This window comes from Pseudomonas morbosilactucae (assembly GCF_023241665.1).
Taxonomy (GTDB): domain Bacteria; phylum Pseudomonadota; class Gammaproteobacteria; order Pseudomonadales; family Pseudomonadaceae; genus Aquipseudomonas; species Aquipseudomonas morbosilactucae.
The window spans coordinates 37,427-58,500 of sequence record NZ_JALQCX010000081.1; the positions used below are offsets into that span (position 1 = coordinate 37,427).

Below are 21,074 nucleotides of genomic sequence, written 5' to 3' on the forward strand. Positions count from 1 at the left end.
ACTTCACCATGTCTATTCAACGTCCCTCCCTGGCCGACCTCGACGCGGCCGGTGCTCGCCTGGGCCTGCAGCTCGATGCGTCGTTGCTGAACGAGTACGCGGGCATTCTCGAAGCGGTGTGGCAGGACTACGACCGCCTCGACAGCCTGGGCTCCACGCTGCCACCGCTCAAATACCCGCAGCGCTCGGGCCACGAACCGGCACCCGGCGACAACCCCTACAACGCCTGGTACGTGAAGACCCAGGTGCAAGGCGCGGCGACCGGCAAGCTGGCGGGCAAGCGCATCGCCCTCAAGGACAACATCTGCCTGGCCGGGGTGCCGATGATGAACGGCGCCTCGACCCTGCGCGGCTACGTGCCGGACCTGGACGCCACCGTGGCGACCCGGGTGCTGGACGCCGCCGGGCAGATTCTCGGCAAAGCCCATTGCGAGTACTTTTGCGTGTCCGGCAGCAGCCACACCAATGCCACCGGCGCGGTGCACAACCCGCGCAACCCCGGGCACTCCACCGGCGGTTCGTCCTCCGGTTGCGCGGCGCTGATCGTCGCCGGGGAGGTGGACCTGGGCATCGGCACCGACCAGGGCGGTTCGGTGCGCATTCCCGCGGCCTACAGCGGCATCTACGGCCTGAAACCGACCCACGGGCTGATTCCCTACAGCGGCATCATGCCGGTGGAAATGACCCTGGATCACGCCGGCATCATGAGCGCCAATGTCGCCGACAACGCCTTGCTCCTGGAGGTGTTGGCCGGGGTCGACGGCCTCGACCCGCGCCAGGGGCGGCAGTTGCCCGAGGTGCGCTACACCCAGGCCCTGGGCCAAGGCTGCGCCGGGTTGCGGATTGCCGTGGTGGGCGAGGGCTTCGGCCTGGCCAACTCGGAAGCCGATGTGGACGCAGCGGTGCGCCACGCCGCCGGTCTGTTCCGTGAGCTGGGGGCCGAGGTCGAGGAGGTGTCGATTCCGATGCACGCCCTGGGCCATGCGATCTGGACCCCGATTGCCGTGGAAGGCACCACCCAGCAGATGCTCGGCTGCAACTATTCCAGCAACTGGAAGGGCCTCTACGTGGAGAGCCTGATGCAGGCCCAGGCCGGCTGGCAGGCCAAGGCCGAGGCCTTTCCCCATGACTTGAAGACCTGCCTGCTGGCCGGCGACTACGCTTACCGCGCCCATGCCGGGCAGTACTACGCCAAGGCACAGAATGCGGCGCGGCAACTGCGCGCCGCCTACGACGGGCACCTGCAAGACTTCGACGTGCTGCTGATGCCCACGGTGCCGCTCAAGGCGCCCCGGTTGCCGGAGCCTGAAGTCTCGGCCAGCACCTGGGTCAGCCGCGCCCTGGAGATGAACGCCAACACCGCGCCCTTCGATGTCACCGGTCACCCGGCGATCTCCATTCCCTGTGGCTTGGCCGCCGGGCTGCCGGTGGGCATGATGCTGGTCGCTCGCGACTACGACGAGGCCACGCTGTACCGCCTGGCCCATGCTTTCGAGCAGCACTTCAATTGGGAAAGCCTTACGTCATGAGTACTCAGGGATACAAGGTCGGGCTGTTGTTCTCCGAGCACAGCCTCACCGCCGGGGTGGAGACCACCCAGGCCAATGCCAGCCAACTGGCGATTGCCGAAGTCAACGAAGCGGGGGGCATCAACGGCGTGCCCCTGGTGCCAGTGGTTGCCCACCCCGGTGCCGAGCCGGCCAGCTACCGCGACAGCGCCCTGCAACTCTGTGATCAGGAACAGGTGCGGGTGCTGTTCGGCACCCACATGTCGAGCACCCGCAAGCTGGTCTTGCCGGTGGTGGAAAGCCGTCGTCGCCTGCTGTTCTACCCGACCCTCTATGAAGGCTTCGAGTATTCGCCGTACTGCTTCTATACCGGCTCGGCCCCCAACCAGAACTCCGTGCAACTGGCGCGTTATGTGCTGGAAACCTACGGCGGGCGGGTGCTGTTTGTCGGTGGGCCCTATGTTTACCCGTACGAGTCCAACCGCATCATGCGCGAGCTGTTCGAGCAGGCCGGGGGCGAAGTAGTGGACGAAATCTACCTGCCGTTCCACGCCTGTGAGGAGGACTTCCAGCGGGTCATGCAGCGGGTGGCGGACACCGCCCCGGACGCCATCTACTCAACCATTGTCGGCAGCGACATCCCGGCTCTGCACCGCGCTTACCGCCGTGCCGGGCTGGACCCGGCGCGCACGCCGATCGTCAGCCTGGCCACCAATGAAGTGGACGTGCTCGCCATGACCGCCGAGGAGGCCGAAGGGCACGTGTGCGCGGCGCCCTGGTTCTCGACCCTGGACAACGCCCAGAGCCGGGCCTTTGTCGCCCGCTACCGGGCGCGGTTTGGCGAGCAGGCGCCGATCACCTCGGGGGCCGAGGCGGCGTATTTTCAGGTGCACCTGTTCGCCCAGGCCGCACGCCAGGCCGCGGACGATTCCCTGGAGGCCCTGCGCGAAGCCTTGGCCGGTGCCCACTTCGACGCCCCTCAAGGCCGTGTGAGTATCGACGCCGACACCCAGCACACCTGGCTCTGGCCACGGATTGCCCGGGTCGATGCCCAGCGTCAGTTCCAACTGGTGCTGGAAAGCCGCGAGGCGGTGCGGCCCAGCCCGTACATGGTCGAGTACCAACTGGACGCCGAAGCGTGAGGCGGAGGAGGGCGAGATGAACACTGCACCTTCGCTGCTGCGCGAGCTCAAGGGCCTGCGAGTGCTGGTCATCCACCCCGAGGACGCCGAGGCCCGGGTGGTGCTGAGCCAGCTGCAACGCATCGGCTGCATCGTTGAACAGTGCTGGCCGGTGCCCACCTTCCTGCCGGCGGCGTTCGACGCGGTGCTGCTGGCGGTCGAACTCAACCAGCGCGCCAACACCCAGGCATTGGTGGAGAGCCTCGACGAGCAGGCGCCGCCGATCATTGCCGTGGTCGGCTACGAAAACCCCTCGATGCTGCAACTGGTGCTGGAAACCCAACCGGCGGCGGTGATCGAACGGCCCCTGCGACCGTTCGGCCTGCTGACCCAGTTGTTGATGGCCCGGGCCGCCTGGCGCGCGCGGATCGACATGCTGGCGCAGATCCGCAAGTTGCAGACCCGGCAACCGGCGGTGTCGAAAATCTCCATGGCCAAGGCCTTGTTGATGGCCCGCTATCGGATTGCCGAAAGCGAAGCCCACCGGCGCATCCAGCGAGACGCCATGGCCCGGCGCATCAGCATGGAGGCGATTGCCCAGGGGATTATCGACGCGGGCTTGCCGACGCCGGACTGAAGGGCAGGGCGCGAAACCCGCGTCGGCGATGGGCTGCAAGGAGGCGGCCCCTTTGTATTATTTTTGCTACACGTGACTGAGAAAGTCTATCAAATGAGAATCTGTATCTATATGATTCGCGGCACAATCTTGCCGGGCTACCGCAGTGCCCGGGATTCTCCAAAAAGGCCGTTACGTCGATGCGTCGAACTCTTGTTTCCCTGTGTGTCATCCAAGCTATTTCCCAGACAGCCTGGGCTGAATCGGTACCGGTGGACCCGGCCTCGATCGAGCTGCAAGCCATCGACATCAACGGCACCGCCGAAGAACAGGCCCAGGGGCCGGTACAGGGTTATCGTGCCACCCGTTCCGCCAGCGCCACGCGCACCGACACCTCGATTCATGAAACCCCGCAGTCCATCAGCGTGGTCACCCGCGACGCCGTGGAAGACCTCAGCGCGACCCGTTTGCAAGACGCCCTCGATTACGCCGGCGGCGTGGGCCGGGCCAACAACTTTGGCGGCCAGGGCCTGACCACCTTCACCGTGCGTGGCTTTACCACCGGCGAGTTCTACCGCAATGGTTTTCCGATCAACCGCGGCTACCCGAACATGCCCGATGCCAACACCATCGAGCGCCTGGAAGTGCTGCGCGGTCCGGCCACCATGCTCTACGGCCGTGGCGACCCGGGCGGCACCTTCAATGTGGTGTCCAAGCAGCCCCTGGCCGAAAGCCGCACCACCCTGGGCAGCCAGATCAGCGACCAGGGCATGCGTCGCGGCACCCTGGACACCTCCGGCCCATTGGACGATGACGGCCGCTTTGCCTATCGCCTGAACGTGATCGGCGAGGGCGGCGACACCTTCCGTGACCATGTGGAAACCGAACGCTACGGCGTGACCCCGGTGCTCAGCTGGCAGGTCAACGACCGTACCAAAATCACCTTCGAAGGCGACTTCATGCGCAACAACGCGCCTTTGGATCGTGGCCTGACCCGCTACCCGACACAGCGTGGCGTGGCCTCGCGGGACACCTTCTTCGGCGAGAAGGACGTCGGCAAACTGCACAACGACAACAACATGGGCCAGGTGCGTTTCGAGCACTTCCTCAATGACAACTGGACCCTGGGCGGCGGCGCGCAAATCCTCGACGGCACCCTGGCCGGCAATGGCATCGAGGCCAACGGCATTGCGCCCGACGGCCGCACCCTGGGGCGCAACTTCAACTACCGCAAACTGGAATGGCGTGATCGCGACTACCAGTTGAACCTCACCGGGCACTTTTCCACCGGCGGTTTCGAGCACACCTTGCTCACCGGTGTCGAGTACGAAGACTACGACTACCAGTCGATCATCAAGCGCTCGGCGGCCGGCATCAACTACCCCATCGATATCTTCAACCCGGTCTACGGCCAACCACGTCCGGCCTTGACCCGCACCACCACCGATGACAAGGAAAACCTCAAGACCTACGCGGCCTTTGTCCAGGATCAGGTCAGCCTGACCGACGACCTCAAGGTTCTGTTGGGTGCGCGCCTGGAGCGCTTCGAGCACCAGTACGACAACTACCTCAACAACACCTCCTGGGAGAAGAGCGACAACGCCGTCACCCCGCGGGCCGGCCTGGTCTACAACCTGACGCCGACTGTGGCGCTGTATGCCGACGCGGCGCGCTCGTTCAAGCCCAACTCGGGTGCCGACCGCACGGGCAATGGCTTCAAGCCGGAAGAAGGCAAGTCCTATGAGGTGGGGGTGAAGTGGGAAGCCCTGGAGCGCCAGTTGAGCGTGGACGCGGCGATCTACCAGATCGACAAGCAGAACGTGCTGACCAACGATCCGACGGACCCGAGCGGTGTGCTCAAAGTGGCCGCCGGTGAAGTGCGCAGCCGTGGCCTGGACATCAACGTGGCCGGCAACCTCACCCCCGAGTGGCGGATGATCGGCGGCTACGCCTATGTGGACGCCGAGGTCACCAAGGACACGGCGATCCCGACCGGCACGCGGCTGATGAACATTCCGCGCAACAGCTTCAGCCTGTTGAACGTCTATGAGTTCCAGGACGGCGGCCTCAAGGGTCTGGGCCTGGGGTTGGGGGCCAAGTACGTGGATAACCGCGCCGGGCAAACCTCCAGCACCGCCTTCGACATGAGCAGCTACCAGGTCTTTGATCTGTTGAGCTACTACAAACTCAACGAGCACGTGCGTCTGAACCTGGACGTGAAAAACCTGTTCAACGAAGACTACGAGGAAGGCGCTTTCGGCAACGTCTACGCCTACCCGGGCGCACCGCGCACCGTGCAACTGGGCATCGCCTACACCCTGTAAACCCGACAGCCGCCAAGCGTCTGCCATCCCCCAGCTTCCGGTGCGTAAAGCGCCTGGGACCTGGGGGATTTTGCTATGGGGCGGCGCAGTCCGAGCCCCGGGCCTGGGGCCTGCACCGCGCGCGCAAACGCCTGAAGTTATTCACTAAAACCGTGGGTATCTCTGTGGATAACTGCGCAGGAGGCCGACAGCACAGGTGATACGAGGCACGGTCAATAAATAGACAAAACCCCGCTTGCCTGGCCCGCGAGGCCTTCTAGTCCGCCACCTTTTCGGTCATGAACTCCGGTAGCTGCTTGGGCAGGTTGAAGACTGGGTAGGCCAGGGACTGCACCTTGATCATGGTGTCCAGCACCAGGGTGCTGGTGCCGGGCTTGCCTTGCTCCTCGCGTGGGCCTAGAAATCCACCGTGGCCGACAGTTGTAAGGTGCGTGGCGAGGCCTGGGAGAAGGCGCCGTAGGACGCCACCCCCGACCAGTAGCTGCGGTCGAAAAGGTTTTGTACCGTGGCCCGCAGGGTGGTGGGGCGGCCGTCGATGTGGGTGCTGTAGCGGGCGCCGGCGTCGATCCGGGTCCAGGGGTCGAGTTTCTGGGTATTGTCCTGATTGATGTACTGGCTGCCGGTGTAGATGGCGCCGCTGGTCAGGGTCAGGCCCTCGATCCACGGCGTGTCCCATTCCGCCCAGAGGTTGGCCTGGACCTCGGGTACGCCCACGGGTTTGTTGCCGCGGTAGGCCGGGGTGCCGCTCTGGGTCAATTCGGCGTCGAGCAGGGTCACGCCGCCGAGCAGGCGGGTGCCTTCGCTGAGTTCGCCGAACAGGTTGAGTTCCAGGCCGCGGTTACGTTGCTCGCCCTGCACCGAAAAAATCTGTCGGTTATTGCTCTGGGCCACCAGTTCGCCCGCTGGCTTCTTGATCTGAAACAGGCTCAGGGTTGAGGTGAAGGTCCCGTAGTCGACCTTGACCCCGACTTCCTGCTGGCGGGAGATGTAGGGCGCGAACACCTCGCCGGAGTTGTCGGCGGTGGCCGGTGCGGAGTCGCCCTTGCTCAAGCCTTCGATGTAGTTGTAGTAGAGCGACACGTGCTCCCAGGGTTTGATCACCAAGCCGAACAGTGGTGTGGTGGCGGTTTTGTCGTAGGTGGTGGTGACTGCGCCTGCGGTGTTGTAGTTGTGCGACTCGATGCTTTGCTGGCGCAGGCCGAGGGTCAGTTGCAAGCGTTCATCGAGCACCGACAAGGTGTCGGCCAGGGCCACGCCGGACAGTTCGCTGGCCGAGACCTTGAGTGGGTCGGGGGTGGCAATTTCGGGCTCCGGGCGCTGCACCGGGTGGTAAATGTTGGACAGGATCGCCGGCCCGGAAATGATCGCCCGGGACAACTCATCGCGATAGCGGGTGACTTGCAGGCTGGTGTTATGGCTCACCGGGCCGGTGTCGAAGCGCACCCGGGCACCGGCATCGACGGTGTAGCGCTCGACCTCGAACTTGTAATAGCCGGGAATCGACGAGGTGTCGCCGGCGCTGTTGAGCAGGGTCGGGGTCTGGTCGGAAAGCCGCGACACTTGCGAGCGCCCACCGCCGGCGTGGGCGAACAGGGTCAGTGCGTCGTTCACCTCGTATTCACCGCTCAGCAGGGTGGCGCGGTCGCGGGTCTTGGCCCAGGACCATTCCTGGGTGACGTTGCGCCGGCCGTTGGCGGCCGAGGGAATGTCCAGGCCACGGCTGATCAGGAAGGGCCGGGATGGGGCGTCGAACTGTTCTTCCTGGCTGATCATGTCGAGGCTGGCACGCAGGCGCTCGCCTTGGTAATCGAAGGCCACGGCGCCGAGGTTGATCTCCCGCGATTGTTTGTCGATAGCGGTGTCGCCTTGCTGCACGCTGCCGTTGATGCGCACACCAAACTGGCGCTGGTCACCGAAGCGCCGGCTCAGGTCCAGATGGCCGCCGACCTGGCTGTCGCTGGCGTAGCTGGCGGTGAAGCGGGTCAGGTCTTCGTCCAGGGAGCGCTTGGGCACAATATTGATCACCCCACCGACCCCGCTGTTGGGCGACATGCCGTACAGCAGCGCACCGGGGCCCTTGATCACCTCCACGCGCTCGGCGTACTCGGTGAACACCCGGTAGTTGGGGGCCACGCCGTAGACACCGTCGAAAGCCAGTTCCCCGAGGTTGCCTTCGCCTATGGGAAAACCGCGGATAAAGAACGAGTCCACCACGCCGCCGGTCTGCCCGGTGGAACGCACCGAGGAGTCACGCTCCAGCACGTCGGCGACGGTGATCGCCTGCTGGTCCTTGATCAGGGTGGAGGTGTAGTTGCTGACGCTGAAGGGCACGTCCATCAGGTCTTTGTTGCCCATCAGGCCGAGGCGGCCACCACGGGCCACCTGGCCGCCGGCATACACCGACGGCAGGCTGTCGGGGGCCTGGCCATTGGCACTGATGGTGGTGGCGTCGAGGGTCAGCCCGGTGTCTGCGGCGGCTGGGCGCCGGGCCAGGGTGTAGCTGCCGTCGGTGCGCGCCACCAGTTCCAGGCCGCTGTCGGCGAGCAATTGTTCCAGGGCTTCCCGGGGGCTGTAGCGGCCTGACAGCCCGGGGCTTTCCAGGCCGTCGGTGAGGTTGGGCTGGAACGACAGGGGAAGGCCGGTGGCCAGGGCAAAGCCGGACAGGGTCGGGCCCAGGGGGCCGGCCGGGATCTCGTAGCTGCGCGGTGTGTTGTCCAGGGCCGGTGTGGCGGCGGCCCAGGCCGCTGTGCTGCAAGCGGTGCCCAGGCTCAGGCACAGCAGGGCGTTGCGCAGGGCGGGGCGGAGGGGTCGGGCCGGACGCGGAGGGCGGTTAACGAACATGGGGGAGGACCTATTCGACAAGGTTGAGAAGTGCTTCCTTCCCTAGCCCGCCGAGCGCGGAAAAAGTATCACCCCCCAGGCTGTTTTTTTTCAGGCGGCGGAAAGCATCACCCAGTAACCGTGCCAATGCTGACGGATAACCAACGGATAGGTCTGCTGCAGCATGTCCAGGGAGCGCTGGCTGTCGCTGATGGGGAAGGCCCCGGAAATGCGCAGGTCGGCGATGGCCGGGTCGCAGCGCACGAAGCCCTTGCGGTAGCGCGCCAGTTCCACGAGGAAGTCCGCCAGGCGCAGGTTGTCGGCCAATAGCATGCCCTGGGTCCAGGCACTGGCAGCGGGGTTGGCGGTTTCCGGCGGGGCCAGCTGGTTGGCGCTGAAGGTGGTGCGCTGGCCGGCGTTGATCACCTGCTGGGCACCGCCGGCCTCGGCCGGTTGCACCCGCACCGCGCCTTCGAGCACCACCAGGCGGGTGCTGCCGGCTTGCTCGCGCACGGTGAAACGGGTGCCCAGGGCCTGCATCCAGCCGGCCTCGGTGGTCACCAGGAACGGCCGGTCGCCAGGGTCGCGGGCGGTCTGTACCAGGATCTCGCCCTGGCGCAGGTGCACCCGGCGTTGCTGGCTGTCGAAGCGCACGTCGATCGCCGAATCGGTGTTCAAGGTGATCTGCGAACCGTCGGCCAACTGCAGCTCCCGGCGTTCGCCCACGGCCGAGCGGAAGTCTGCGGTCCATTGCTGGGTTTCCAGGAGCTTCCAGGCGCCGAAGCTGCCGGGCAGCAGGGCCAGCAATGCCGCCAGCTTGGCCACGGCGGCGCGTCGGCCCGGGTTGGCCGGGCGATCCAGGGCCGACATGGCCAGGGCCGGGGGCAGGCCGCCGAGTTTGCCCAGCAGCACCTGCGCCCGCTCCCAGGCCTGTTGGCGTTCCGGGCTGCTGCCGCGCCAGTACTGCCATTGCTCATGCTCGGCGGCGCTGACATCGCCTTCGCTGAAGCGCAGCAGCCAGTCGGCGGCTTCGTCCAGGGCTTGCTCGGCCAGGGGCACAGTCGGCTGGGCAGGCACTTAGTGCACCAACGCCAGGCACTGGATAAAGGCCTGCTTCATGTAGCGCTTGACGGTGATCAGCGAGACCCCCAGTTGCTCGGCGATCTCGGCGTACTTGAGGCCGGCGATCTGCGACAGCAGGAAGGTGCGTTTCACCGGGGCCGGCAAGGTGTCGAGCATGGCGTCGATTTCGTGCAGGGTTTCCAGGATCAGGTAGCGCGCCTGGGGCGAGGGCGCCTCGGCTTCCGGCATCTGCGCCAGGGCTTGCAGGTAGGCGCGCTCCAGGGCCTGGCGCTGATACCAGTTGACCAGGATGCCCTTGGCCACGCAGCTCAGGTAGGCCCGGGGTTCGTCGATCACCGCGACCCCGGAGGCGAGGATCCGGGTGAAGGTGTCATGGGCCAGGTCCGCGGCGTCCAGGGCGTTGCCGAGTTTTTTTCGCAGGCGCGCGTAGAGCCAGCCATGGTGGCCGCTGTACAGGGCTTCGACGGTACGCAGGTGCTGGGCATGGATCGCGGCGGGGCTATCGCTCATGGCAGGTCGGATTTTGCAATTGAGAAGTATTCCCAATGCTAGTGTAGGGCGAAGTCCCTGCGCAAGGATTCTCTGTGGCGCACAAGCGGCGGCGGGTGTGGCGGGGCAGGGGCTGCCTGGGCGGGGAAGGAGGGCGGTTGCGGCGCAGCAATCGGTGGAGAGGGGCGTTGCCGACGGGCCAGGGCAATAGTCGCCCTGGCCGGTTGTCAGGCGTTGGGGGTTATTTGCTCGACCAGGCAATAAAGCGCTGTTCCAGGCTTTCGCCGTGCTCGGTCCAGAAGTCCACGTCCATCTGCAGGGCGTTCTGCATGTTCTGCGGCGCCGTCGGCAGGTCGGCGGCCAGTTCCGGGCTCAGCAGGCTGATGGTGCCTTTGTTCGAAGGGCCGTACGCCATGTGCTCGGTGTAGATTTTCTGCTGCGCCGGCTGCATGGCGAACTTGATGAACTTGTAGGCCTCGTCCAGGTTCGGCGTGCCCTTGGGAATGGCCCACTCATCGAACTGGTAGAGGTTGCCGTCCCAGACGATTTTCAGCGGTGCGCCGGATTGCTTGGCGGCATAGATCCGGCCGTTGTAGGCCGAGCTCATGACCACGTCGCCGGAGATCAGGTACTGCGGCGGCTGGGCGCCGGCTTCCCACCACTGAATGTAGGGCTTGAGTTCGTCGAGCTTGGCGAAGGCGCGGCTCACGCCGGCGTCGGTGGACAGTTCCTTGTACACGTCCTTGGGCGCCACGCCGTCGGCCATCAGGGCGAATTCCAGGGCGCCGCGGGCGGATTTGCGCAGGCTGCGCTTGCCGGGGAATTTCTTCACGTCCCAGAAATCTTTCCAGCCCTGGGGCGCGGTCTTGAGCTTCTCGGTGTTGTAGGCCAGGACGTTGGACCAGACGAAAATCCCCACGCCGCAGGTCTGCACGGTGCCGTCGACAAAGTCGTCCACCGGCCCGATGCGGCTCATGTCGATTTTCTCGAACAGACCATCGTCGCAACCACGGCTGAGGTCGTTGTCTTCGATGTCGAGCACGTCCCAGTTGACGCTCTTGGTGTCGACCATGGCCTTGACCTTGGCCATCTCGCCGTTCCATTCGCCGGCGATGATCTTGGTCCCAGTGGCTTTTTCGTAGGGTTTGTAGAAGCCCGCCACTTGGGCGTCCTTGCTCGCGCCGCCGTAGGAAATCACGGTCAGGTCCTTGGCCATGGCCTGGCCCACAGCCAGGCTCAGGCAACCGCTGAGCAGCACAAACTTCAGTGTTTTCGACATGGTGAAACTCCCAAAAAAAGTAGTACCGCAATGGAGTGCTAAGGGCAGTGTCAGCTCGACGGGGCGGGAACGAGTCGGTGCCGCGTCGGTTGCTCTACCGGACATTCGAAGTTCCGGGCTGATTTGTTGTTATGCAGAGCGTCAGTGTCGGGGTGGTCCCTCTTCAGTAGCCTTGGTGTTTTTCGATGACACCGGACATGGCCTGGCCCCGTTGGTGGCGGCGCAGGTTGTCCAGCAATGGAGCGAACGCCGACTCGGGCAGGGTCACTGCGCCGATGTGCGGGGTCAGCCAGATGTTCGGGTGTTGCCAGAACGGGTGCTGCTCGGGGGCCGGTTCTTCTTGCACCACATCGACAATCGCGTGGCTCAGTTGCCCGCTGTCCAGGGCCTGCAGCAGATCCTGCTCAACCAGGTGCGCGCCACGGCCCAGGTTGATCAGGCTCGCGCCCCGGGGCAGCAAGCCCAGGGTGCGGGCGTTGAGCAGGCCGCGGGTGTGCTCGGTCAGGGGCAGCAGGCAGAGCAGGGTGTCGCACTGGCTGAGGAAGGCCGGCAACTGCTCGACGCCGGCAAAGCACTCGACGCCGTCCAGTGGTTGCAGCGAACGCGACCAGCCCCGCAGGTTGAAGCCGAACGGCCGCAAGTGTTGCAGCGCCGCTTTGCCCAGCATGCCCAGGCCCATGACCCCCACGCGGCGTTGCCGGGCCGGGACCCAGGGCTGTTCCTGCCATTGCCCCTGGCGTTGCTGGTGCAGGTACAAGGGCAATTGCCGATGCAGGCTGAGCACCGCCATGCAGGCGTATTCGACAATCCCCTGGACAATGCCCGGGTCTTGCATGCGCACCACCGGCACCTGCTCGGGCAACTGCCGCAGGTCGAACTGATCGACCCCCGCCGAGGTGGCGAACACCACTTCAAGGTTGGGAAAGTCCCGCAGGTTTTCCGGCGGCTGCCAGGCCATCAAGTAACGGATGTCCGCAGGGTTGCCGACGTCCGGCCAGAGCCTGACTTCGATGTCCGGGGCGTGCTCGGCGAACAAGGCCTGCCACTGCTGGCCACGCTCGGAATCGGCTTTGTAGAGAAGGGCCATGGAAGGCTCCGCCTGAAGGACTGTGCTCAGCCTATCCCAGCGCCGACAGTAGATTCTTTTGAATCGCTGCGCCGCGACGGCAGCTTTTGAATTTTATTCCACCGGCCGCAGCAGCCGCCCGAATGGGCGGCCACTCGGGGCTCAGCAGAGGGCGGCGATGGCCTTGCCCAAGGCTTCGGTGGTGCCTTTGCCGCCGATGTCGGCAGTCAGCGGCGCCACCTCCGGTCCTTGTTCGAGTACGGCTTCGATGGCCTTGACCACGGCGGCACCGGCCTCGGGGTGGCCCAGGTGCTCAAGCATCATTGCCCCGCACCAGATCTGCCCGATGGGGTTGGCGATGCCTTTGCCGGCGATGTCCGGGGCCGAACCGTGCACCGGTTCGAACAGGCTGGGGAAGTTGCGCTCCGGGTTGATGTTGGCCGAAGGGGCGATGCCGATGGTGCCGGTGCAGGCTGGGCCGAGGTCGGAGAGGATGTCGCCGAACAGGTTGCTGGCCACCACCACGTCGAACCAGTCCGGGTGCAGGACGAAGTTCGCGGTGAGGATATCGATGTGGTACTTGTCCACCTTGACCTCGGGGTAGCGCTTGCCCATCTCCACCACGCGTTCATCCCAGTAGGGCATGGTGATCGCGATGCCGTTGGACTTGGTGGCCGAGGTCAGGTGCTTCTTCGGCCGGCTCTGGGCCAGGTCGTAGGCGAACTTGAGAATGCGGTCGACCCCGACCCGGGTCATCACGGTTTCCTGCAGCACGATCTCGCGTTCGGTGCCGGGGAACATCTTGCCGCCGACACTGGAGTACTCGCCCTCGGTGTTCTCGCGCACCACCCAGAAATCGATGTCGCCGGGCTTGCGGTTGGCCAGTGGTGCCTTGACCCCGGGCATCAGCCGGCAGGGGCGCAGGTTGACGTACTGGTCGAATTCGCGACGGAACTGCAACAGCGAATCCCACAGCGAGATGTGGTCCGGCACCACGTCGGGCCAGCCCACCGCGCCGAAGTAGATGGCGTCGTAACCCTTGAGAACCTCGAACCAGTTGTCGGGCATCATCTTGCCGTGAGCCAGGTAGTAATCGGCACTGGCGAAGTCGAACCAGTCCCACTGCAGTTCCAGGTCGTGGCGGCGGGCCACGGCATCGAGTACGCGCACACCTTCGGGCATCACTTCCTTGCCGATGCCGTCACCAGGGATCACGGCGATTTTGTAGCTGGACTTGCTCATGGTTCGACTCCAGGGATTGTTGGGTAGCGGCACTGAGTGTATGTATGACCGCGAAATAAATAATTAGCCTGAAACGAAAGCCATTCTTAGATTTTTGGAAAGAATCCATGAGCACCATCGACGACTTGAGTTTCTTCCAGCAGGTGGCCAGCCGCGCCAGCCTCACCGAAGTGGCGCGCCACCTGGGCCTGTCGCTGCCGGCGGTGAGCAAGCGTCTGAGCCAGCTGGAACAGCGCCTGGGGGTGCAGTTGCTGCAACGCACCACGCGCAAGCTGGCCTTGACCCCGGAGGGCGCGTTGTACCTGGAAGGCGGTCGGCCGATCCTGCGGCAACTGGAAGAATTGGAGAGCGCCCTGAACCAGCGTCAGCCGACCTTGCACGGGCGGCTGCGGATCAATGGCACCCTGGGTTTTGGTCGCCGCCACCTGGCGCCCATCGTTTCCAGCTTCGCCCGCTTGCACCCGCAACTGGAGATTTCCCTGGAGCTGAGCAGCCAGCCCCTGGCCCTGCTGGACGATCAGTTCGACATTGCGGTGTGCATGGGCGAGCCGCCGGATTCGCGTTTGATCAGCGTGCGGCTGCTGGAAAATCCGCGGCTATTATGTGCAGCGCCTGGATACCTTGAAAACATGCCTGAGCCGAACGTGGTGGCGGACCTGGCCCAGCACAATTGCATCGTGCTGCGGCAGTTTGCCGGGGATTACGCGATCTGGCGCTTCCACAAGGACGGCCGCGAGTACGCCCATAAAGTCAGCGGCACCCTGTCCAGCAACGACGGTGAAGTGGCCCTGAGCCTGGCCCTGGAGGGGCATGGATTGATCCTGCGATCCCGCTGGGATGTCCAGCAATACTTGGAGGATGGGCGTCTGCGTGGGTTGTTGCTGGATCACCAGGCACCGCGGGCGGACATCTTCGCGGTGTACCAGCATCGCCGTCATATTCCCCAGCGCATCTCGGTGTTCAGCCAGTACCTGGTTCAGCAGCTGGCCAAACGCCTGCCTTATGCGGTGCATCCATGACCGGTCAGGGTTGCGAGGGTTTTTGCATAACTTGAAGCTATGGTGATCCTGACTATTGGTGAGTTGTCCGGCACGGCACACTCTTGTAACGTCGGTGGGGCCCGCTCGGTAAAAACAAAAAACAGACCGAAGCCGCCACAAGGTTCCAAGGTGTTCAGTCGCATTTTTTGAGTCTGCCGAATCAAATGACTTAATAGGATGATTGCCATGAAAGTCTTGTCGCTCGGTTCAGTTTTCTCCGTGATGTGCCTGACTGCCGGGGCCGCATTGCCGGCGCTGGCGGCGCAGATCACCTTTGTTTCCCAGGGCGGCACTTACCAGGAGGCGCAGACCAAGGCCATCCTCGACCCCGCCGCCAAACGCCTCAATATCACCATCAAACAAGACAGCGTTCCCGATGCCTGGCCCATGGTCAAAGCCCAGGGCGAGGCCGGCAAGCCGCTGTGGGACGTGATCGACACCCCGCCTTCGAACTGCCTGCGCGGCGGTCGCGAAGGGCTGATCGAACCCCTGGACTTGAGCAAGCTGCCGAACGTGCAGAGCATGCCCGAGGCCTATCGCACCCCGTATTCGGTGGCCTACGAGTTCTACTCCTCGGTGCTGGCCTACAACACCAAGGCCCTGAAAAAAGTGCCCCAGAGCTGGGCCGACTTCTGGAACGTCAAAGACTTCCCCGGCGTGCGCGCCTTGCGCAACGACCCCATGGGCACCCTGGAAGCCGCGCTGCTGTCCGACGGCGTGCCCCGGGACAAGCTTTACCCCCTGGATGTGGACCGGGCCTACAAGCGCCTGGAACAGATCAAACCGGACATTGCCGTGTGGTGGAGTTCCGGTGGGCAGTCGGCGCAGCTGCTCAGCGACGGCGAAGTGGACATGCTGATGATCTGGAACGGCCGCGCCAGCGCGGTGCGCAAGGACAAGCCGGAGGTCGAGTTCACCTACAACGACGGGCTGTTGCAGAACACCCAGTTGTGCGTGCTGAAAAACGCCCCGAACTACGCCACCGCCTTGCAATTCATTAACGAGGCCATGTCCCCGGACCTGCAGGCCAACCTGCCGTTGCACATCGATTACGGCCCGGGCAACCCGGCGGCGTTCAGCACCGGCAAGATCACCGCGGAACGCGCCAAGGAGCTCCCTAGCGCCCCGGATAACGCCGCCAAGCAAGCGTTGCTGTCCGAAGAGTGGTGGGCATCGCCGGCCGGTATCGCCGCCAAGGACCGCTGGCTGAAGTTCGTTCAGTAACGCCATGCCGTACCCGGCGGCGAGCTGCCGTGTGGCGGTGCCGGCCGGGGTTGCTGATTCGATGGGTCGTCCACAGGGAATGCCATGAGCACGATGATCGACTACCTCATCCTCGGGGGCGGTTCTGCCGGTTGCGTACTGGCGGCCCGGCTCTCCGAGGACCCGGACAAACAGGTGTGCCTGGTGGAGGCCGGGCGCGATATTTCGGCGTCGAGCATGCCGCCGGAGATTCGCAGTCGCTACCCAGGCCGGGCCTACCTGGACCTGGGCAATATCTGGCAGCGCCTCAACGCCTTGATGGGCACCGGCGCGCGCCAGCAGCGGCGTTACGAGCAGGCGCGAATCCTTGGCGGCGGCTCGGCGATCAATGCCCTGATGACCAATCGCGGTGCTCCCGCCGACTATGACGAATGGCAGCAACTGGGCGCCGAAGGCTGGGGCTGGGACAACTGCCTGCCGTACTTTCGCAAGCTGGAAAACGACACGGATTTCAACGGCCCGCTGCATGGCCAGGACGGCCCGCTGCGCATTCGTCGGACCCCGGACGCGGCCCTCTCACCCTTTGTCAAAGGGGTGATTGGCGTCTTGGGCGAGCAGGGCCTGCCGCGCAAACCGGACCAGAACGGCCCCTGGGAAGACGGGGTGTACGTCGGTGCGATTGGCGTCAGCGAGGCGGGCGAACGCATTCCCACCTCGGTGTGCTACCTGACCGATGAGGTGCGCCGGCGCAGTAACCTGAGCATCCGCACCGATTGCCTGGTGGAACGCGTGCTGTTCAAGCACAAGCGTGCGGTGGGCGCATGCCTGCGCCTGGCCGATGGGCAAACCCTGGAGCTGGAGGCCCGTGAGGTGATCATTTGCGCTGGGGCGATCCACAGCCCGGCGTTGCTGATGCGCAGCGGCGTCGGCCCGTTGAATGAATTGCTGGACCTGGGCATCGAGCTGGTGGCGGACCGCCCTGGTGTGGGTGGCAACCTGATGGAGCACCCGTCGATTGCGGTGTCGGCACTCTTGACCCGCGAGGGCCGCACGCCCTTTGCCAACGAACACCACGAGCAGGCGATCGTGCGCTTCTCTTCCGGCCTGGCACAGACGCCCAGTGGCGATATGCACGGCGCCATCCTGTCCCGTTCGGGCTGGCACTCCATCGGCTATCGCCTGGGGTCGATGTTTTTCTGGGTCAACAAATCCTATTCCCGAGGGCGAGTACGTCTGGTCTCGGCGGACCCGTTGCAAGAGCCCGATGTGCAGTTCGACATGCTCTCCGACCCGCGGGATTTTCAACGCCTGAAAGACGCCTTGCGCTTTGGCGCTCGCACCCTGGGGGCCGCCTCCCTGGATGCGCAACGCAGCGTGGTGTTCCCTTCCAGCTATTCGCCTCGGGTGGCCAAGGTGGCGCGCCCGGGAGGGATCAACGGGCTGTTGCGTGGCACCTTGAGCGGCTTGCTGGACCTGGCCGGGCCGCTGCGTGGCTGGCTGATCCGGCGCCTGGTGACCCAGGGCGTGACCCTGCAAGGGTTGCTGGCCGACGACGCGGCGCTGGGGGCGTTTGTGCGTAGCCAGGTCGGTGGCACCTGGCACCCGTCCGGCACCTGCCGCATGGGCCGCGTCGATGATCCGCAGGCGGTGACCCTGAGCGATGGCCGAGTGATCGGCGTCAGTCAGTTGCGGGTGTGTGACGCCTCGCTGATGCCATCGATCCCCTGTGCCAACACCAACGTGCCGACCCTCATGCTGGCCGAACGTATCGCAGACCTGATCAAGGCTGACGCGGCACAGGAGGCCCGGAAGGCCGCGACCGCCTGAGGGGCGGTCGCGGTTTTACTGCTGCAAGGTCAGTGGCCGTAGCCGACGATGCCCTTGGTTTCAAGAAAGGCCTCCAAACCCCATTCGGCGTATTCCCGGCCATTGCCCGACTGCTTGTAGCCGCCAAAGGGCGCGGCGCTGTCCCAGTCCGGGTAGTTGAGGTAGACGCTGCCGGCACGCAATTGCAGGGCCACTTTGCGCGCCCGTTGCAGGTCCGCCGATTGCACGTAGGCGGCCAGGCCGAACACGCTGTCGTTGGCCATGGCAATGGCGTGCGCCTCATCGCTGTAGGGCAGGATCACCAGCACCGGGCCGAAGATTTCCTCGCGGGCGATGGTCATTTGCGGGGTCACTCCGGCAAACACCGTGGGCTGCACGTAGTAACCGCGCTCCAGGCCCTGGGGGCGCCCCAAACCACCGGCCACCAATTGCGCGCCCTGTTCCAGGCCGATGCCGATCATGCGCTGGATGGCCAGGTACTGCCGTTCGCTGATCACCGGGCCCAGGGTGGTGTCGTCGGCATCCGGCGGGCCCGGGCGATGGGCCTGGGCCGCGCGGGCGGCAATCGCCACCACCTGGTCGTGCAGGGCCTCGGGCACCAGCATGCGTGTCGGCGCGTTGCAGGATTGGCCGCTGTTGTTGAAGCAGGCATTCACCCCTTGGGTCACCGCGGCCTCCAGGGCCACGTCGTCGAGCAGGATATTCGCTGACTTGCCCCCCAGTTCCTGGTGCACGCGCTTGACCGTGGGCGCTGCCAGTCGGGCGATTTCCACCCCGGCCCGGGTTGAACCGGTGAACGACACCATGTCGATGTCCGGATGGGCGGCCAGGGCGGCGCCGACCGTGGGGCCGTCGCCATTGATCAGGTTGAAGACCCCGGGCGGCACCCCGGCGCTGTGCAGCACCTCGGCGAAAATCAGCGCGTTGAGCGGGGCGATTTCACTGGGCTTGAGCACCATGGTGCAGCCGGCGGCCAGGGCCGGCGCGACCTTGCACACGATCTGGTTGATCGGCCAGTTCCACGGGGTAATCAGCGCCACCACGCCCACCGCTTCCTGGTTGATCAGGGTGGTGCCCCGTTGCCGTTGAAAGTCGAAGTGCTCCAGGCTGCGGATCAACTGTTCCAGGTGCATACGGCCGATCCCGGCCTGCCAGGCATGGGACAGTGCGCGGGGCGCGCCGACCTCGCGGGTGATGGCATCGGCAATCTCGTCGTAGCGTTGCAGGTACGCCTGCAGCACATCCTGCAGCAAGGCCTTGCGTTCGGCGGGGGAGGTGGCGGAAAAATCCGGAAAGGCTTTTTTCGCCGCCTGCACGGCGGCCTCGACGTCGTTGCGGTCGCCCAGGGCGATCTCGCTGAAGGCGGTTTCAGTGGCCGGGTCGATCACCGCCAGGCGTTCGCGACCGTGGGGCTCGACCCAGCGACCGTCGATGTAGAACTGCAGAGCGTGTTCCATGAAGTTGGCGCCTCTTGCTGGTCTTGAAAAGTACGCCGCGAGCCGGGCACAGGAATGGGGCGGGCGGGGCGTCTGGCGTCGCAAGATTAGTCGCGGCTTTTGTGCGACGGCAATTTACTAATAGTTGGGCCAGGCATAATATCAAGTCATGTCAAATCTCCGTCGTAAACTCCCCAGCTCCAGTTCCCTGTTCGTTTTCGAGGCAGCCGCCCGCTGTGGCAGCTTTACCCGGGCGGCGGAAGAACTTTGTGTCAGTCAGCCGGCGGTCAGTCGCATGCTGGCGCGCCTCGAAGAACACCTCGGGGTGCAGTTGTTCGAGCGTGTGCGGGGCGGCGCCCGGCTCACTGAAAGCGGCAGCATTCTCTATCGCCGGGTCCAGGAAGGGTTCGCCACCATCGAGGCCGCCATCAGCGAAATCGAGTCCCGGGCCACGGGCCTGGAGACCATTACCTTGTCGGTGTCCACGGCCTTCACCACCCATTGGTTGATGCCGCGCATGAGTCGCTTCAGCGAAGCCTTTCCCAGTGTCGACCTGCGCTTCCAGCTGATGTCGGGGAAGATCGGCGGGCCGTTGGTGGACGTCGACCTGGGCATGCGCTACCTCGAGGTCGGAAGCCTGAAAGCCACGGATATGCTGGTGTTGCCAGAAATCACCATTCCCCTGTGCAACCGCCAGTACCACGCTGACCTGCTCCAGCAGGGCGCGCGTAAACAGCCCCGGACCCTGATCAGCATGGACAGCCAGGAGCGCGGTTGGGTCGAGCATTTCGACACCCTGGGCCAGCGTCCGGGGGGGGCCGACAACAGCCTGGTGTTCTCCGATTATGCGGTGGTGGTACAAGCCGCCTTGCTCGGCCAGGGCATGGCATTGGGCTGGTTGAATGTGGTTTCCCATTGCCTGGCCAAGGGCGAGTTGCTGCCGGCGGCGGACCAGGTTCGGGTCAGTGCGCGACGTTGTTGCCTGGTGTCGCCGGGCAATCGGCCGTTGCGTCCCTTGGTGGCGGCAGTGAGGGACTGGATCGTTACCGAAATGCACAATGACCTGGCGCAAATCGATGCCGCCTACCCACATTTGCGCCTGGCCGAGGTCATTCGATCGACGCTATAAGGGGGCTGTGCCGCCGCAAGTAAAAAAACAGTAGGTTATGCCTCAGGGGTGGCTGAAAACGGAATATTGCTTGCCGCGGCGAGGTCGATAATCCATCCAGACGGATTTTCCGATCCCCCCTGACCTACCTTGCGGAGCGCTTTATGTCATTCAAGCAGTTCAAAGCCCTGACGTTTGATGTCGTCGGCACCCTGATCGATTTCGAAGCCGGGATTCTGGCCCATGTCCGTGAAGTGGCGGGGGAGGCCGGCCAGGCCCGTAGCGATGACGAGATTCTCAAGGCCTATCGCGAAGCCCGGGCGTTGCCGGATTCCGGCTGGTGGCCCGATGACCTGGAGCGCTGCTACCACCTGATCGCCGCCAAGCTCGGCCTGCCGGACAACGATGACTATGCGCGCGGCCTGGCCCTGGCGGTGCAGAACTTCCCGGCCTTCCCGGATTCGGTGGCCGCCCTCAAGCGCCTGCGCAAGCACTTCAAGCTGGTGGCCACCACCAACTCGCAGATCTGGGCCCTGGACTACATGGCCAAGACCCTGGATGAGCCGTTCGACGTCAAGGTCACGGTGGACGACGTGCGCTTCGAGAAGCCCGACCCGCAGTTCTTTGCCTACACCCGTGGCGTGCTGGCGACCCAGGGCATTGTTTTTGAAGAAATCCTGCACGTGGCCCAGAGCCAATACCACGACATCGGCGTGGCCGTGCGCCTGGGCTACCAGGTGTGCTGGATCGAACGCCGGCACGCCCAGAAGGGCAGCGGCGGCACCCTGGAATCCGAGCACACCAAGCCCCACTACCACTACCATTCCCTGGCCCAGTTGGCCGACGCGGTAGAGCAGGAACTGGGTTGAGCCCCCGGGCGCTGCAGCCATCGTGCCGGCGCCCCTTTTTTCT

16 protein-coding genes are annotated in these 21,074 nt (G+C 64.7%); 9 read left to right on the forward strand and 7 right to left on the reverse strand.

The window, feature by feature from the left end; translation table 11 throughout:
* Positions 1-8 precede the first annotated feature (8 nt).
* The 4 genes from M1B35_RS30570 (at position 9) to M1B35_RS30585 (ending at position 5,569) form a co-directional block, all read left to right on the forward strand.
* Positions 9-1,529 (forward strand): amidase, encoded by a 1,521-nt coding sequence (locus M1B35_RS30570; protein ID WP_268263920.1) that lies wholly within the window; start codon positions 9-11, stop codon positions 1,527-1,529.
* Positions 1,526-2,650 (forward strand): transporter substrate-binding domain-containing protein, encoded by a 1,125-nt coding sequence (locus tag M1B35_RS30575; RefSeq protein WP_268263921.1) that lies wholly within the window; start codon positions 1,526-1,528, stop codon positions 2,648-2,650. Before M1B35_RS30570 ends, M1B35_RS30575 begins: the two co-directional genes overlap by 4 nt.
* A gap of 16 nt (positions 2,651-2,666) precedes the next feature.
* Entirely contained in the window at positions 2,667-3,266 is a 600-nt protein-coding gene (locus tag M1B35_RS30580; RefSeq protein ID WP_268263922.1) for an ANTAR domain-containing response regulator, read from the forward strand.
* A 179-nt stretch (positions 3,267-3,445) separates the two neighbouring features.
* A complete protein-coding gene (locus tag M1B35_RS30585; protein ID WP_123333760.1) occupies positions 3,446-5,569 on the forward strand; it encodes a TonB-dependent siderophore receptor in 2,124 nt (707 codons plus the stop codon).
* Positions 5,570-5,965: 396 nt separating this feature from the next.
* On the opposite strand, the gene M1B35_RS30590 is transcribed toward M1B35_RS30585, so the two are convergent.
* The 6 genes from M1B35_RS30590 to M1B35_RS30615 all read right to left on the reverse strand — a co-directional run bounded on the left by M1B35_RS30590 (position 5,966) and on the right by M1B35_RS30615 (position 13,548).
* Complete coding sequence (locus tag M1B35_RS30590) at positions 5,966-8,410, reverse strand: TonB-dependent receptor (protein ID WP_268263923.1); 2,445 nt, start codon at positions 8,408-8,410, stop codon at positions 5,966-5,968.
* Positions 8,411-8,500: 90 nt separating this feature from the next.
* Entirely contained in the window at positions 8,501-9,466 is a 966-nt protein-coding gene (locus M1B35_RS30595; protein ID WP_268263924.1) for a FecR domain-containing protein, read from the reverse strand.
* A complete protein-coding gene (locus tag M1B35_RS30600; RefSeq protein WP_123333754.1) occupies positions 9,467-9,982 on the reverse strand; it encodes a sigma-70 family RNA polymerase sigma factor in 516 nt (171 codons plus the stop codon). It lies immediately after the preceding gene.
* 220 nt (positions 9,983-10,202) lie between these two features.
* Positions 10,203-11,240 (reverse strand): ABC transporter substrate-binding protein, encoded by a 1,038-nt coding sequence (locus tag M1B35_RS30605; protein ID WP_268263925.1) that lies wholly within the window; start codon positions 11,238-11,240, stop codon positions 10,203-10,205.
* Between the two features lie 163 nt (positions 11,241-11,403).
* Positions 11,404-12,327: a 2-hydroxyacid dehydrogenase gene (locus M1B35_RS30610; RefSeq protein ID WP_268263926.1), complete on the reverse strand. Its 924-nt coding sequence runs from the start codon at positions 12,325-12,327 to the stop codon at positions 11,404-11,406.
* Between the two features lie 141 nt (positions 12,328-12,468).
* Positions 12,469-13,548 carry a tartrate dehydrogenase gene (locus M1B35_RS30615; RefSeq protein ID WP_268263927.1) on the reverse strand — a complete coding sequence of 360 codons (1,080 nt, stop codon included), beginning with the start codon at positions 13,546-13,548 and terminating at the stop codon, positions 12,469-12,471.
* A 107-nt stretch (positions 13,549-13,655) separates the two neighbouring features.
* Between M1B35_RS30615 and M1B35_RS30620 the strand changes: the two genes are divergently transcribed.
* From M1B35_RS30620 to M1B35_RS30630, 3 genes are all read left to right on the forward strand, one after another.
* Positions 13,656-14,567, forward strand: a complete 912-nt coding sequence (locus M1B35_RS30620) for a LysR substrate-binding domain-containing protein (RefSeq protein WP_268263928.1) — start codon at positions 13,656-13,658, stop codon at positions 14,565-14,567.
* Positions 14,568-14,774: 207 nt separating this feature from the next.
* A complete protein-coding gene (locus tag M1B35_RS30625) occupies positions 14,775-15,812 on the forward strand; it encodes an ABC transporter substrate-binding protein (protein WP_268263929.1) in 1,038 nt (345 codons plus the stop codon).
* A gap of 84 nt (positions 15,813-15,896) precedes the next feature.
* Positions 15,897-17,618, forward strand: a complete 1,722-nt coding sequence (locus tag M1B35_RS30630; RefSeq protein ID WP_268263930.1) for a GMC family oxidoreductase — start codon at positions 15,897-15,899, stop codon at positions 17,616-17,618.
* 29 nt (positions 17,619-17,647) lie between these two features.
* Here the strand turns inward: M1B35_RS30630 and M1B35_RS30635 are convergent, their stop codons facing one another.
* Positions 17,648-19,075 carry an aldehyde dehydrogenase family protein gene (locus tag M1B35_RS30635; protein WP_268263931.1) on the reverse strand — a complete coding sequence of 476 codons (1,428 nt, stop codon included), beginning with the start codon at positions 19,073-19,075 and terminating at the stop codon, positions 17,648-17,650.
* 148 nt (positions 19,076-19,223) lie between these two features.
* Between M1B35_RS30635 and M1B35_RS30640 the strand changes: the two genes are divergently transcribed.
* Positions 19,224-20,183 (forward strand): LysR family transcriptional regulator, encoded by a 960-nt coding sequence (locus M1B35_RS30640; RefSeq protein WP_268263932.1) that lies wholly within the window; start codon positions 19,224-19,226, stop codon positions 20,181-20,183.
* 143 nt (positions 20,184-20,326) lie between these two features.
* Positions 20,327-21,031, forward strand: a complete 705-nt coding sequence (locus M1B35_RS30645) for an HAD-IA family hydrolase (protein ID WP_123333734.1) — start codon at positions 20,327-20,329, stop codon at positions 21,029-21,031.
* Positions 21,032-21,074: the final 43 nt, after the last annotated feature.

What these genes read in the sequence shown, in the direction of transcription:
- M1B35_RS30645 (WP_123333734.1), top strand. Translation starts at nt 20,327, where the DNA reads ATGTCATTCAAGCAGTTCAAAGCCCTGACGTTTGATGTCGTCGGCACC.
- M1B35_RS30570 (WP_268263920.1), top strand. Translation starts at nt 9, where the DNA reads ATGTCTATTCAACGTCCCTCCCTGGCCGACCTCGACGCGGCCGGTGCT.
- M1B35_RS30620 (WP_268263928.1), top strand. Translation starts at nt 13,656, where the DNA reads ATGAGCACCATCGACGACTTGAGTTTCTTCCAGCAGGTGGCCAGCCGC.
- M1B35_RS30640 (WP_268263932.1), top strand. Translation starts at nt 19,224, where the DNA reads ATGTCAAATCTCCGTCGTAAACTCCCCAGCTCCAGTTCCCTGTTCGTT.
- M1B35_RS30585 (WP_123333760.1), top strand. Translation starts at nt 3,446, where the DNA reads ATGCGTCGAACTCTTGTTTCCCTGTGTGTCATCCAAGCTATTTCCCAG.
- M1B35_RS30575 (WP_268263921.1), top strand. Translation starts at nt 1,526, where the DNA reads ATGAGTACTCAGGGATACAAGGTCGGGCTGTTGTTCTCCGAGCACAGC.
- M1B35_RS30600 (WP_123333754.1), bottom strand. Translation starts at nt 9,982, where the DNA reads ATGAGCGATAGCCCCGCCGCGATCCATGCCCAGCACCTGCGTACCGTC.
- M1B35_RS30615 (WP_268263927.1), bottom strand. Translation starts at nt 13,548, where the DNA reads ATGAGCAAGTCCAGCTACAAAATCGCCGTGATCCCTGGTGACGGCATC.
- M1B35_RS30590 (WP_268263923.1), bottom strand. Translation starts at nt 8,410, where the DNA reads ATGTTCGTTAACCGCCCTCCGCGTCCGGCCCGACCCCTCCGCCCCGCC.
- M1B35_RS30635 (WP_268263931.1), bottom strand. Translation starts at nt 19,075, where the DNA reads ATGGAACACGCTCTGCAGTTCTACATCGACGGTCGCTGGGTCGAGCCC.
- M1B35_RS30625 (WP_268263929.1), top strand. Translation starts at nt 14,775, where the DNA reads ATGAAAGTCTTGTCGCTCGGTTCAGTTTTCTCCGTGATGTGCCTGACT.
- M1B35_RS30630 (WP_268263930.1), top strand. Translation starts at nt 15,897, where the DNA reads ATGAGCACGATGATCGACTACCTCATCCTCGGGGGCGGTTCTGCCGGT.
- M1B35_RS30605 (WP_268263925.1), bottom strand. Translation starts at nt 11,240, where the DNA reads ATGTCGAAAACACTGAAGTTTGTGCTGCTCAGCGGTTGCCTGAGCCTG.
- M1B35_RS30610 (WP_268263926.1), bottom strand. Translation starts at nt 12,327, where the DNA reads ATGGCCCTTCTCTACAAAGCCGATTCCGAGCGTGGCCAGCAGTGGCAG.
- M1B35_RS30580 (WP_268263922.1), top strand. Translation starts at nt 2,667, where the DNA reads ATGAACACTGCACCTTCGCTGCTGCGCGAGCTCAAGGGCCTGCGAGTG.